Source organism: Rhodovulum sp. BSW8 (assembly GCF_003314725.1).
Classification (GTDB): domain Bacteria; phylum Pseudomonadota; class Alphaproteobacteria; order Rhodobacterales; family Rhodobacteraceae; genus Rhodovulum; species Rhodovulum visakhapatnamense.
Genome location: NZ_QNVX01000036.1, coordinates 189236 through 202929, shown reverse-complemented (window position 1 = coordinate 202929; position 13694 = coordinate 189236). Strand labels below are relative to the sequence as shown.

General features: G+C 71.1%; 8 protein-coding genes and 1 tRNA gene. 7 read left to right on the top strand and 2 right to left on the bottom strand.

What is annotated here, in order from left to right; translation table 11 throughout:
* Positions 1–120 precede the first annotated feature (120 nt).
* Genes DSD19_RS15125 through DSD19_RS15115 form a run of 3 tightly spaced genes read left to right on the top strand, consistent with a single transcriptional unit; the run spans position 121 to position 8113 of the window.
* Positions 121–2883 (top strand): S8 family serine peptidase, encoded by a 2763-nt coding sequence (locus DSD19_RS15125; RefSeq protein WP_113670185.1) that lies wholly within the window; start codon positions 121–123, stop codon positions 2881–2883.
* 5 nt (positions 2884–2888) lie between these two features.
* On the top strand, positions 2889–4805 hold the full coding sequence (locus DSD19_RS15120) for a serine protease (RefSeq protein WP_113670184.1): 1917 nt from the start codon (positions 2889–2891) through the stop codon (positions 4803–4805).
* Complete coding sequence (locus tag DSD19_RS15115; protein ID WP_113670183.1) at positions 4802–8113, top strand: hypothetical protein; 3312 nt, start codon at positions 4802–4804, stop codon at positions 8111–8113. Before DSD19_RS15120 ends, DSD19_RS15115 begins: the two co-directional genes overlap by 4 nt.
* Before the next feature lie 4 nt (positions 8114–8117).
* Here the strand turns inward: DSD19_RS15115 and DSD19_RS15110 are convergent, their stop codons facing one another.
* Complete coding sequence (locus tag DSD19_RS15110; RefSeq protein WP_113670182.1) at positions 8118–8783, bottom strand: SOS response-associated peptidase; 666 nt, start codon at positions 8781–8783, stop codon at positions 8118–8120.
* A gap of 149 nt (positions 8784–8932) precedes the next feature.
* Here DSD19_RS15110 and glpX point away from each other — a divergent pair, with 149 nt between their 5' ends.
* From glpX to DSD19_RS15095, 3 genes are all read left to right on the top strand, one after another.
* Positions 8933–9904: a class II fructose-bisphosphatase gene (glpX, locus tag DSD19_RS15105; RefSeq protein WP_113670181.1), complete on the top strand. Its 972-nt coding sequence runs from the start codon at positions 8933–8935 to the stop codon at positions 9902–9904.
* Between the two features lie 3 nt (positions 9905–9907).
* Entirely contained in the window at positions 9908–11656 is a 1749-nt protein-coding gene (gene recJ / locus DSD19_RS15100; protein ID WP_113670180.1) for a single-stranded-DNA-specific exonuclease RecJ, read from the top strand.
* A 99-nt stretch (positions 11657–11755) separates the two neighbouring features.
* Positions 11756–11830, top strand: a tRNA-Glu gene (locus DSD19_RS15095).
* Between the two features lie 20 nt (positions 11831–11850).
* On the opposite strand, the gene DSD19_RS15090 is transcribed toward DSD19_RS15095, so the two are convergent.
* Positions 11851–12519: a tyrosine-type recombinase/integrase gene (locus DSD19_RS15090; protein WP_113670179.1), complete on the bottom strand. Its 669-nt coding sequence runs from the start codon at positions 12517–12519 to the stop codon at positions 11851–11853.
* A 72-nt stretch (positions 12520–12591) separates the two neighbouring features.
* Here DSD19_RS15090 and DSD19_RS15085 point away from each other — a divergent pair, with 72 nt between their 5' ends.
* Positions 12592–13038 carry a hypothetical protein gene (locus DSD19_RS15085; protein WP_133260448.1) on the top strand — a complete coding sequence of 149 codons (447 nt, stop codon included), beginning with the start codon at positions 12592–12594 and terminating at the stop codon, positions 13036–13038.
* Positions 13039–13694: the final 656 nt, after the last annotated feature.

Sequence of the window (13694 nt, the reverse complement as noted above, 5' to 3'; positions counted from 1 at the left end):
CCGAGGTAGCGGAAACCGCGCGGCGGCGCAAGGGGCGGCACCCGCCGCCCGAAGCCAGTCTTGGTTTTTGGGGCTTTCGCGCGCATACTTTCCGCAGGGGATTTCAGGGGGGATTTTTTGATGACGCTGGAATTGCTTGTTGCCGCGCAATCGGTCGCGGCGCCCGAGGCCGAACCCGGCCTGCCGCCGGATCGCTTGAGGTTCACGCTCGAATACGCGTCGCCGCCCGATTGCGACGCCCAGCGCACGCGCCTTGCGGGGATGCTGGGAGGCGACCATTTCAGCCTTGAGCCGCTCGACCCGCTGCTGCCGCAATTTCTGGTGCTGCAGTTTCCCGGGGTGCGGCGGCGGGTCTCGCCCGAGGCGCTGTTCGACGCGGCCGACACGCTGGTCGAAGAGATGCAGCTGGTCTCGGCGGTGCCGGACATCCGCGCCAGCTTCGTCGGCGCGCCCGAGGACCCCGAGCGGGTCGAAAGCGTGGCCGATGCCTTTCTCACCCTCACCTGCTGGGTGGCGAAGGACGAGGCGCTGCCCGACGACTGGGCGGTAAGCGCGATCAACGTCAAGCCGGTCTGGGCGCGCGGCATCACCGGGCAGGGCGTCCTGGTGGCCCAGCCCGATACCGGGGTCGCCGACCATCCCGAACTGGCGGGGGCGCTGGATCTGGGACACGCCTGGAACACCCTGACCGGCACCGCCGACCCGACCGATCCGCTGTCGACGGCCATGGGCAATCCGGGCCATGGCACCGCGACCTCCTCGACCGTGGCCAGCCGCGCGGCGGGCCGGGTCTTCGGCGCCGCGCCGGGGGCGAAGGTGGCGCCGATCCGCTGTCTCGACGCGGTGGTTCTGGGGCTCGACCCGACGCCGGTGGCCAGGGCGATCCTGCATGCGGTGCATGCGGGCGCCGACGTGATCTCGATGTCGCTGGGCGGCGCGCTTTATTCCCCGGCGATGGCGGCGGCGCTGCGGACGGCCGCGCAGGCCGGGATCGTGATCGTCTCGGCTGCGGGCAATTGCGTGCAGCCGATCGTGGTCTACCCCGCGCGCGACCCGAACGTGGTGGGCATGGCCGGGACCAACCATCTGGACAAGCCCTGGAAGGGCACCAGCCGCGGCCGCCAGGTGGCCGCCGCCGCCCCGGCCGAGAATGTCCGCGTCGCGCGCCGCAAGCCCGGCGACAACGGTCAGGGCACGACCGAGCCCAGTCAGGGCACGTCCTTCGCGACCGCGCTGACGGCGGGCGTGGCCGCGCTTTGGGTCCAGCATCTGGGGCGCCAGCGCGTCCGCGACGAGGCCGCGCGGATCGGCATCACCGTCACCGACCTCTTCCGCACGGCTCTTAAGGCAACGGCACGGCGGCCCGCGGGCTGGCCGCAGGGCATGGGCGCGGGCATCGTCGATGCCGACGCGCTTCTGCGGCTCGACCTGTCGCGCATCAGCCCGCTCGCGGCCCCCGAATCCGCGCCCCCGCCCGACGACGATGCGATCCTTGCCGCGCTGGAGGACAGCTTTGACGCCATCGAGATGGGCGACGGCGACTGGCCCCGGGTCGGAACCGAGGCGGTCTATCTGCTGAACGACGCCTGGCTGCGCGAGAACCGGGCCGCCGGTGTCGCGGTCGAGACCACGGCGAGCCCGCGCCCCAGCGCCGGTCTTGTCCGCCACATGCCCGAGCCGGTCATGCGCGGGCTGGCCGCGCGGTCCGACGCGGGCGCCTTCACGCCGCCGCTGATCGCGGCCACCGGCCCCTCGGCGCAATATGCGAAGCTGCTGGCGGCAGGCCAGCCCGGCACTGCGGAATCGAGCGCGAACCTGACCGAGCACGAGGCCCGGGCGCGCCTTGCGGGCGAGGGCGCGGGGCGGCTGATGGCGCGCACCCGCGCCAGTCTCGACCGGCTGCAGGCCACCGGGCTTGGCGACCGCGACGCGCAGGCCCGGATGCTGGAAGGCGCCGAGGAGGTGATCCGCATGGCGGCCGAGAACCGGCTGGACGAGTTGGACCTGCCCGGCCGCATCACGCTCGAGGCGCTTGTGCGGATCCAGGACCGCCCCGCCTTCCGGGTGATCGACGGCAGCGTCGATACCGACGACCCGCTGGCGGGCGACTGGGCGCCCTTCCTCGGGCTGGTGGTCGACCTGCCGGACTGGACCCGCTCGGTCGGGCGGATCGACCTTGACGGCACCCATATCGGCACAGGTTTCCTGATCGGCGGCGGCCGGGTGATGACCAACCGCCATGTGCTGGAAGCCTGCGCCGACGAACTGGCGGGTCCCGGCGGCAGTCTCTGGCGGCTGGGCCGCGGGGCGGTCACCATCGACTTTTCCGAAACCGCCGATGGCAGCCAGCGCCATGCCCTGACCGGCGTCGTCATGGCCGGGCCCGATCCGATCAACGGGGTCGAGCGGCTGGGCCATCTGGACATGGCGCTGCTGAGCCTTGACGCGACCGCCCCGGGCCTGCCGCGCGCGTTGCCGCTGGCGCGGCAGATGGACGAGGCGGCCGATATGGTGGTGATCGGCTATCCCGCCCGGCCGGGGCGGTCGGCCTTCGTGGACCCCGCGACCGGCGCGGTCAGCCGCGAGATCGGCAATCGCCTGCGCGAGATCTTCGGCACCGATTACGGGCGCAAATACGTGGCGCCCGGCCGGGTCATTCAGGGGCCGGGCATGCTGCCGGGCGACAGCGAGGGCTGGGCCGCCAGCCATGACTGCACCACGCTCGGCGGCAATTCGGGCTCGGTGCTGGTGCAGTTCACCGCGACGCCCTCGGTCGCGGGGCTGCATTTCAGCGGCGCGCCCCTGACCGCCAACAAGGCCCATGCGCTGGGACGGGTGGACCAGAGCAGCCTTGGGCCGATCCCCGGCGCCGCCTGGATCTGACGGCGATGCCCGACGCCATTCCGACGGCGGCGATCATGCGCCTTGCGCGGGGCCTGCGGGTCTCGCGCAGCGTCTTCGAGACCGCCTTCGACGAGATCGGCGCCCGGCACCGGGCCCCGAGCTTCATGCAGCTGGCCGAGACCCGCAACCAGATCGACCCGTTGCCCGCCGGAGCCGAGCGCGACCGGATGGATTTCGCCGCGGCGATGGAGCGGGCCAATGCCGATGGCTGGCTGGTCGCCTTCGTGTTCCAGAAGTTCTCCGATCTCTCGGCCGGGGTCAGCGACGACGCCCGACCCGAGCTGCAAAGCATGGTCAATGCGCATCAGCATTTCGCCGCCGCGCTGGACGTCACCACCGGCACGATGAACGCGCTGCGGCGCTGCTGTCTCATCCTCAGCGAAAGGCCCGACCCGAATTCACCCGGCAAGACCATCGCCGACGAGCTGGGATCGGGCTTTCTGATCGGCCCGCATCTGGTGCTGACCAACCACCATGTCGTGGCCGGGTTGCTCGATCCGGTCACCGGGACGCCAAAGCCTGACGCCGTGCCGCTGGTGCGGTTCGACTATCACATGGGCCAGCGCGAACTGGTGCCGCCGGTCAATATCCGGGGCAGTCCCGACTGGCTTTTCACCGCCAGCCCCAGCGTGCCGGGCGCCAGTGCCGAAACCGCCGCCGCGCTGGCCGGTCATCTCGACTATGCGATCCTCCGGCTTGACGGACGGCCCGGGCATGCCCGCGGGCATTACGACATCGCCGCCGCCCCCGCCCCGCCCGCGGTGGGCGTGGGGCTTGAGCTGTGGCAGTTTCCGAAAGGCCAGCCGATGAAGGTGGTCGGCAATGTCCGTGCCCCCGCGCCGCAGGGCCTGGGGATCGACGCGGACCCGATGCCGCCCCGCATCCACTACCTGATGAACGCGCTGCACGGGTCCTCGGGGGGGCTTGTGCTTGACGGCGACAAGCGGCCGGTCGCGATGCACGATGCCGGGTTCGAGGCGGGCGCGCTGGGCGGCGACCGGGTGAACCGGGCGATCCCGCTGGCGCTGATCGCGCGCCATGCCGGGGCGGCGCTGACAGCGGAACTGGTCCGGACCCCGCCCCGGCTTTACTGGAGCCCGGGCCGCGCCCTCCCGATCCTGGGGCGGACCCAGTTGCAGGAGCATATCCACCGCGCGATCGACGGGCGGGCGCGCATCATCGCGGTGCTGACCGGCCCCGACCAGACCGGCGCGCGGCGGCCCCGGATCGGGCGCAGCTTCACCCACCGGGTACTGTCCGCCTGCCTGCCGCCCGACCGCCACCATGTCCTGCTGATAGAGACCTCGCAGATCGACCCCGACCCCTTCGTCACCGCGCGCCGGATCGTCGGGCTGATGGGTCCAGAGGCCCGGGTCGAGCTGCCCGGCGCCTCGGGCGAGACCACGCTGGATGCCGATGCGACCGGGGTGCTGGTCGACCGCACGGTGCAGGCGCTGCTGACGGCAGCGCCGGGCAAGACGGTCTGGCTGATGATCGACGATATCGACGCCGACCCGATCGGCACCCAGTGGGGCGCATCGGACTATCTGGTCGCGCTTTACCGCCGCGCGGTCAGCGAGCCCCGGCTGAGGATCGTGCTGGCCGGACTGCCCAAGCGGCTGGAGGGGCTGGGCGATCTGCAGGACGCGACGCTGGTCGAATACCTGGCCGCGCCCCCCGGCCCGGCCGAGCTGAACGCCTGGATCGAGGGGGTTCTGACCCGCGACATGCCGCCCGACGAATTCTCGCCGCGGCTGGCGGCGCTCTTGCGCGATCTGGCCGAGGCCGGGCTGGCGGCCGGGGATGACATGGTGCCGCCCGGCTGCCCGACCGAGGCGCTGGCACGGTTGCTGACCCGCCATGCGCAAAAGGCCTTTCTGGGCACGGGCGGCGCGCCATGACCGATCCAGCCCGCCGTGCCATCGCCCATGCCGCGCTGTCCGGCCCCTTCGCCCCGGCGCGGTTCCTTTATGCCGCGACCGATGCCGCCAGCCGCGCCGAGGCGCTGGGCCAGCTCGCGCCCCTTTGCCACGAGGTGGTTCGCGACGGGGACATCCTCTGGACCATGCACACCGCCGAGCGCGCCCAGACCCTGAAGGCGCTGGTCCGCCAGCCCGATCTGCTGGCGCGGCTCTGGCGCAAGCGCCCGCCCCTGAAGGACGACGCCTTCGGCCACGCGCTGAAAGCCTGCCTGACCGGGACAGGGCCGCTCGACGCCGACGCGCTGTGCCCCGAGGGCGACGACCGCCAGCCCCGGCTGCGCGCCGCAATCAGCGCGGCGATCCTGGCTCAGGCGCTGGTCCCGGCCGACCGCCGCGCCGAGGTCCGCGCCTTCGAGATGGGGCTTTATCGCCGCTCGCTCGAGCTGGCCGAGGCGGCGCGGCGCAAGCTGGTGCTGCCGCGCGCGCTGTCCGGGCGCACCGACGAACGGACAGCGGCGCTGGCCTTCATGACCGGGGCCGCGGCGCCCGCCCCGGCCGAAACGCTGGCGGGCGATCCGGGGCGGCTCGCGCGGGTGATGCTGATCACCGGCTCGCCCGGCATGGGCAAATCGGCCTTTCTGGCCGATCTGAGGCCCCGGCTTGACGGGCTGGTGCCGCCGCGCTGGGTCATAAGCTTCGATTTCGACAAGACGACGCTGGCCCATGGGGGGCCGGTCGCCTGGACCGAGGAGGTCACCCGCCAGATCGGCATGCAGGCGCCCGATCTGGCCGGGCCGCTGTCGGCCGCCCGCGGCAATCGCGCGCTGGAACGCCAGTCGATGACCGGCGAGGCCACCATCAGCGCGGCCGACCTGCTGCTGGAAGATACCCGCGCGATCCTGACCGAGGCCGGGCCCCGGCCCTTCGCCGTGGTGCTGGATACCATCGAGGAAATCACCGCGCAGGACATGCGCGACGCCTTTGCCGAAAGCCCGACCTTCACGCTGTTCTACCGGCTGCTGGCCTGGCTCGACCGGCTGGCGTCGCTGGCCGGCGAAGGCCCGGGCGCGGTCACCGCCATCGCCTCGGGGCGCACCGCGCCGCCGGTCGACGATCGCCTGCGCGCGCTCTGGTTCGACGCCTGGCTGGATCTGGCCGCGCTTGCGGCCGAAGACGCGCGGGAGCTTCTGGCGCTGCGCTGCCCCGAACTGCCCGAACCGGCCCGGGCGGCGCTGGTCGCGGCGGTGGGCGGGCATCCGCTGCACCTGCTGCTGACCGGGCGCCATCTGGACGGGCTTGCCGCGAAGGACCGCGCCCGGGTGATCGACGATCTCGGCCGCGAGGGTCTGGCCGGGATGCCTGCCGAAACCGTCCTGCGGACGCTTTACAGCCGGTTTCTCGACCGGCTCAGGGTGCGTGGCCTGCCCGAGGGGCTGGACCGCGACGCGATCAAGGCGCTGGCCCATCCGGGGCTCTTGCTGCGCGAGGTGACCGAACCGCTGCTGGCCGAGGTGATCGCGCCCGCGGTCGGGGTCGACCTGAGCCCGCCGGGCCATGCCGCCGCCGCCTTCAGGGCGCTGGGCGAACAGGTCTGGCTGGTCAGCACCGAACCGGGCGGCACCCGCATCCGCCACCGCCGCGACGTGCGCCGGGTGATGCTGCCGATGATGCTGAGCCGGCCCGAGCCCTCCCATCTGCGGGTGCTGGACGCGGCCATCGCCCGGCATCAGGCCGACGGCCTGCCCGACGAGGCCGCCTATCTGCAGGCGCTGAAGGGCGATACCGACTGGCTGCGCGCCCATCCCGAGCGCGCGGGCGCGGTGCTGTCGCTGGCGGGCGAGGATCTTGAGGTGATGCGCCTGTCCGTCCGCGCCCTGCTGAAGCATTTCGCGCCTCAGGCCGGGGCCCTGTCGCGCGCCGAGATCGACGCGCTGCCGCCAGATCTGGCCCGCGAGGCCCGCGAGGCGGAGGATCTGCGCAGCATGCGCCAGACCGGCGCCCGCGCCATGCCCCCGCCCCGCGCGTCCGCGCCGCCGGACCTGCACGAGGCGTCCGAATTCGTGGTGGTCAACCGGCGCCGCGATATTCGGCACCCGCCGATGCAGAACCTCTTCCCGCCCGAAGACGCGGCGGCCGCAGCAGATCCCCTGCCCCGCCTGGCCGACTGGATCGCCCCCGATAGCGATGGCGGCGCGGTGCTGAATGACCGCCGCCTGCAGGATGCGATGGAACTGGCCTTCGACGAGGCCGATTTCGAACAGGTCTCGGCGATGGGCTGGGACGCGCTGGCGCGGGTCGGGCAATGGCCCGACCTGACCCGGCCGCTGCCGGTCGAGACGCCCTGGCAGGATCACTGGCTCTGGCGGCTGACCCTGGCCGGGATGATCGTGCCCCCGCCCTCCGGCTGGCGCGAGATCGGGCCGTTCGGCCTGATCGCCTCTGGCGAGGTGGATGCCAAGCTGATCGCGGCCGAGGGCGTGGATCTTGGCGCAGCGTTCTACGATTTCGACGCGCTTTGCCAGGATCGCCCGCATGGCCTGCCCGAAGTCGAGACATCTCCGATGCTGCAATCGCCCTCCGGGCTGCGGCTGGTGCGGGTTCTGACCGGCGCGACGCTGGGGCGCGCCGTGCTGCGGGCTGCGACGCGGACCGACAAGAGCTTTCTCGCGGTGCCCGCGCATCTGCCGCTTCTGGCACGCGATCTGCTGGACTGGCTCGCCCGGTCCAGCGACGTCCCGCGGCTTGTCAGCGGGCTGGTCGAGGGCCATCCCGGCAAGCCCGATTTCGCGGCTTTGGCCGAGGCGCTGGCCGCCGATCCCGGCCGGGTCGAGAGCGAGGCCGAGCGCATCTTCGCGGGCGCGGCCTTCGCGCCCGGCGATACCGAGATCCGGGCGCTGGTCCGGCTGGACGGGCCTGTCCCTGCCCCTGTGCTGCGCCTGATCGCACGCGGCCAGACGCCCGAGTTGCATCGCGCCGTTGCCGCCGCGCTGTTGAACCGTCTGCCCCGCGCCCGTGCCGCCGCCTGTTTCGAGCCGGTGGCCGCGGCCGCCCCGGTCTGGCCAAAGCGGGCCGCGCGGTCTCTGGAAGAACTGACCGCCCCCCGCACCAGCGAATTCGACCGCCACGACCGCGCGCTTGAACTGATCCGCTATGCCGATATTTGCGGGCTGCTGCCGCGGCTGGTCACCGAGATGGCCGCGCGCGGCCCGGCGCCCCAGCTGAAGGCCCTGAAGGCGCTTTTCGACGAGATGGACCGCCGCTGGACCTGGCCCGGCGAGACCGGCTGAGGGATCATGCCTCGAGCGGTTCGATCAGTTCGGGGCCGTCAGTGCGGTTCGAATTCACCGCCGTCCCGACCCGATGCAAAGACAGCACCCCATCGTCTGCCGGACGCATCAGCGCCGCCGCGCCATGCCCCGCCTCGCCCAGCCAGAGCGGCCAGTCGTCGGGGTCGAGGATCACCGGCATCCGGTGATGGACCGGTTGCATCGCCCGGTTGGCCTCGGTGGTGACGATGGCGCAGGTCGTGAGGCTGTGGCCGTCGCGCTCCCAGTCCTGCCAGATCGCGGCGAAGGCCAGGGGCGCGCCGTCGCTGCGCGCGATGTACCAGGGCAGCCGGGCGTCCTGCGGCCCTTTCTGCCATTCATAGAAGCCCGCAGCCGGGATCAGACAGCGCCGCTGGCGCGCGGCGGCGGCGAAGGCGGGCTTCTGCGCCACGGAATCGGCGCGGGCATTGATCAGAAGCGGCCCGTCGGTCGGCGTCTTGTACCAATGCGGCAGGAACCCCCAGCGCATCGGGCGCAGCCGCCGAAGCCCCTCGGCCGAGGTCACGGCGGCCACCGTGTCGGTGGGGCAGATGTTGTAATCGGGGCCGCCGGGAAGATCGTTGCCGGGCACCGCCCCGAAAAGCTCGGCCATCGCCTCTGTCGGCATCGTGATCGCGAAGCGTCCGCACATGCGCCATGGAAGCCGCGCCGCGCGCGGGCTGTCAACAGCCGCGCGCCCGGCGCAACCCAGCCGACCGCGTCGGCGCGCCCCCTTGCCCTTGCAGGGAGCGGGGGGCTAGATGGGTGCAACAGAAATTTCCTGTCCCAAAAGGCATTCCCATGACCAAGAACCCCCCTGTCGATTTCAACGACCGGATGCTGTCCCTCGGGCTGGCTCGGGTCTCCGAAGCGGCGGCCATGGCCTCGGCCAAGCTGATCGGCCACGGCGACGAGAAGGCGGCCGACCAGGCGGCGGTGGATGCAATGCGTCGGCGGCTGAACGAACTCGACATCAAGGGCGTCGTGGTCATCGGCGAGGGCGAGCGCGACGAGGCGCCGATGCTGTTCATCGGCGAAGAGGTCGGCACCGGCGACGGCCCGGCGGTCGACATCGCGCTCGACCCGCTGGAGGGCACCACGCTGACCGCCAAGGACATGCCGAACGCGCTGGCGGTGATCGCCATGGGTCCGCGCGGCACCATGCTGCACGCCCCCGACGTCTACATGGAAAAGCTGGCCATCGGGCCGGGCTATCCCGAGGATCTGGTCACGCTCGACATGTCGCCCTCGGAACGGGTCAGGGTTCTGGCCGAGGCCAAGGGCGGCGGCGCCGACGACATCACCGTCTGCATCCTCGAACGCCCCCGGCATGAGGACCTGATCGCCGAGGTCCGCGCGACCGGCGCCGCGATCCGGCTGATCACCGATGGCGATGTCGCGGGCATCATGCATTGCGCCGATCGCGGCCGCACCGGCATCGACATGTATATGGGCTCGGGCGGCGCCCCCGAGGGCGTTCTGGCCGCCGCCGCGCTGAAATGCATGGGCGGGCAGATGTGGGGCAAGCTCCTGTTCCGCAACGACGACGAGCGCGGCCGGGCGGCCAAGGCCGGGATCACCGATCTGGACCGGGTCTATGCCCGCGACGACCTGGTGCAGGCCGATGTGATCTTCGCCGCGACCGGCGTCACCGACGGGTCGCTTCTGCCGGGGATCAAGCGCGAGGTAGGGTATCTGACCTCCGAAACCCTGCTGATGCGGTCGAAGACCGGGTCGGTGCGGCGGATGTTCTACCGCAACCCCACCAAGTAAGGCATGACGCGCGCGTATCTCGGGGTCGAGACATCGGCCACCGGGCGGCGCTGGGTCGGCCCGTCGGAGGAAGAGGCGCGCCAGGCCGAGGCTCTGGCGCAGACCGCCCTGCTGTCGCCCGCCGTCGCGGCCGTGCTGGCCCGGCGCGGGGTGGCGCCCGAGGCGGTGCCCGCCTTTCTGGACCCGACCCTCAAGGACCTGCTGCCCGACCCTCTGTCGCTGCGCGACATGGGCCGGGCCGCCGAACGGCTGCTGGAGGCGCTGATCGGGCGCCAGCGGATCGCGGTCTTTGCCGATTACGACGTCGATGGCGGCGCCTCGGCGGCGCTGCTGCTGACCTGGCTGCGCGCCATGGGCCACGGCGCCACGCTGTATATCCCCGACCGCATCGACGAGGGCTATGGCCCCAACGTGCCCGCGATGCAGGCCCTGGCGCGCGATCACGATCTGATCGTCTGCGTCGATTGCGGCACGCTCAGCCACGAGCCCATCGCCGCGGCCGGTGGCACCGATGTCGTGGTGCTGGATCACCACCTCGGCGCCGAGACGCTGCCCCCCGCGCTGGCCGTGGTGAACCCCAACCGGCAGGACGAGGATGGCAGCCTTGGCCATCTCTGCGCCGCTGGCGTCGTGTTCCTGCTGCTGGTCGAGGTGAACCGGCAGATGCGCGAGCGCGGGCTGCGCGGCCCCGACCTGCTGCAATCGCTGGATCTGGTGGCACTGGCCACCGTGGCCGACGTCGCACCGCTGACCGGCGTCAACCGCGCGCTGGTGCGCCAGGGGTTGAAGATCATGGCCCGGCGCCAGCGCCCCGGTCTGGTGGCGCTGGCCGACGTGGCGCGGATGAACAGTGCCCCCACGCCCTATCATCTGGGCTTCCTGCTCGGCCCCCGGGTCAATGCGGGCGGGCGGATCGGCCAGGCCGATCTGGGCGCGCGGCTGCTGGCGACCGCCGACCCCGACGAGGCCGCGGCGCTGGCCGAACGGCTCGACCAGCTCAACACCGAGCGGCGCGAGATCGAGGCCGCGGTGCGGGCCGCAGCCCTCGACCAGGCCGAGGCGCGCGGCACCGAGGGTCCTCTGGTCTGGGCCGCGGGCGAGGGCTGGCATCCGGGCGTCGTCGGCATCGTCGCGAGCCGTCTGAAAGAGGCCACCAACCGCCCCGCCGTGGTGATCGGTTTCGATGGCAGCGAGGGCAAGGGGTCCGGCCGGTCGGTTTCAGGCGTCGATCTGGGCGCTGCGATCCACCGGCTTGCCGCCGAGGGGCTGCTCGTCAAGGGTGGCGGGCACCGGATGGCGGCGGGGCTGACGGTCGCACGCGACCGGCTGGAGCCCGCCATGGTGCGGCTGGGCGAGCTTCTGGCCCGGCAGGGTGCGGGAACGATGGGACCGGCCGATCTGAGGCTCGATGCCCTGCTGATGCCGGGCGCCGCCACGGTCGAGCTGATCGACGAGATCGAGCGCGCGGGGCCCTTCGGTGCCGGGGCTCCCGCCCCCCGCTTTGCCTTTGCCGACTGCGCCATCCAGCATGTCCGCCGGGTGGGCGAGTCGCATCTTAAGATCAGCTTCGGCGACGGGCTGGGCGCCCGCATCGGCGCCATCGCCTTCGGCGCCTTCGACGGCCCGCTCGGTCCGTTTCTCGAAGGCCATGGCGGCGCCCGGGTCCATCTGGCGGGGCGGCTCGAGGTCAATATCTGGAACGGCCGCCAGTCGGTTCAGCTTCGGCTGGAGGACGCCGCGCTGGCGGACTGAGATCCACGCCGCGGCACATGAAAAATCTGTGTCACGGGTCGAAAAAACCTCTTGCGCCCCCCCGAGGATTTGCCTACTTACCGCGCCACGCACAACGCTGGCCCGTTCGTCTATCGGTTAGGACGCCAGGTTTTCAACCTGGAAAGAGGGGTTCGATTCCCCTACGGGCTGCCAGTTTGTGAGTTAAGTCTTTGTTATTCATTGGCTTTTTCCTCCTTCCCGTCCGACTCTTCCGACAGGTTGGACATTTTCACCGCCCTCAGCTTCGCAAATCCGCTGTCCGCAAGACGCGCCCGGTTGGCCCTCTTGGTGTAGACTGCCGCTTGGGTCGTATCGGTGTGGGCAAGGTAGGAAGCGATCTCCCATTCACTCGCCCCGGCATCCGCAAGCCGAGTGGCCCCTGCCTTGCGCAAGCCATGCAGCGAGCCCGGCACATTGGCTTTGACGCACCTGTCCCGAAACCAGTTGCCCAGCGACGCGACGGCATAGGGCTTGTCGCTGTTGTCCTGCGTCACAAACAGCATCCTGTCCTTGGGGACATGGCGCAGTTCCTCGGCCAGCTCCGGGAGAATCGGCAGATCGGCCGCCACGGAGGTCTTGTGCCGACGATAGTCGATCCGACCCTCTTTCTTGATGTGCTGGCGGCCGACGCAGGCGAGGTCCTGCCGTGCCATGCCCGTATTGAGCGCCAGCAACATGACAAGGCGTGCCTTGGTTCCCGGCCCGTGCCGTTTGAGGAAGCGGTCCACCTCCTCTTCCGCCCAGGTGTGCAACCCGTCCGGGTTCGTCTTCATCCGCTGCGCATACCGCGCAGGATTTGAGCCAGTATAGCCGAGCTTCTTGGCCGCGTAGTTGAAGAGCATGGGCAAGGAAGCCTCAATCCGCCAAACGCTCGTGCCAGCGAGGCGGCCTCGACCGGCGACGAGGCCGCCCTTGTGGCGGCGCTGCTGACCGCCACCTCAGACGAGCGGGCGCGCTGGCCGGACTTCAGCCGCCAGACTCATCAGAGGCGCGGCCCCGCGCGCGACGGGCGGAAGGATCGGACAGGGACGAGCGATCCTTTTCGGCAAGTGCGCGACGCCTACAACGGCTCCGAAGCCGTGATCTCGAACCTGAGCGGACTGGTGACCGCCTTGCGGCCCGCGGCTGAGGGTCTGCCCGGGTCGACCGGCGGCGCGCCGGAGTGGGACGCCTTCCATGCGATCCTTCGCTCGGCAGAGCGGCGCGCGGAGCACCTGACCGAGGTCCGCGGGAAAGAATGGGCCGCGCTCACCCGCTTCGGGGCGAGGGCTGAGGGCGACCGGGAGGAAGTGCTGGACCTGCTGATTGCGGCCCGTCGCGCCTCCGGCCGGTCGCTGGATTTCTGGGCTGACCTGACCTAAGGGCTGCCGGTGGCCTGCGTCCGCACGCTGGCGGCGCCGGCGGCGATGCTGGCGCCCGAAGGCAGCAAGTCAGTCGGCGGCTGACTGCGGCGCAACGGAAGGCTCCCCCGACCCCGGGGGGGCTTTGTCCGAGGGGGGAAATCGGGCCTTCGCGCTGACGCACTCCACCCCCTGCCGCGCGAATTTTCATTTTCCATTTTTCCCTGATCCTTGCAGGCTACCAGCGTTGGAATTTAGGGGATGGTCCATGCGAGTTTTCCTGCTGCTGGCTTCGGTCCTTCCGCTCGTGGCCTGCCAACCCGCGACAACCAAGGAAGGTTGCCCGATCTACCTTTCCGAGTTGGGGCGCGCTGCCACAGAGGCATGCGTGGCTGCCAACTACGAAGAAAGAGCAAGGTCGGCCGGCGGAAACGTCACGCAGTGCAGACCAGTTGGAAACAGCATGCCCTGCGTGACCTGCTGAGCGCACAAGTGCATGCCGCGCCTTATGGCCCTACCCCCCACAAACAAGCACTTCAGCGCCTTACGGACCGATGGCGGAATATACCACCGCGTCCGCCACGCAGTGCGCGAGAGCCGCGAACCGGGCTTGCGGCTCTTCCCCGGGACCCGGCAATGAAAGGCCGCGCCGCCGACGGGGTCCGATCTGCGATGGT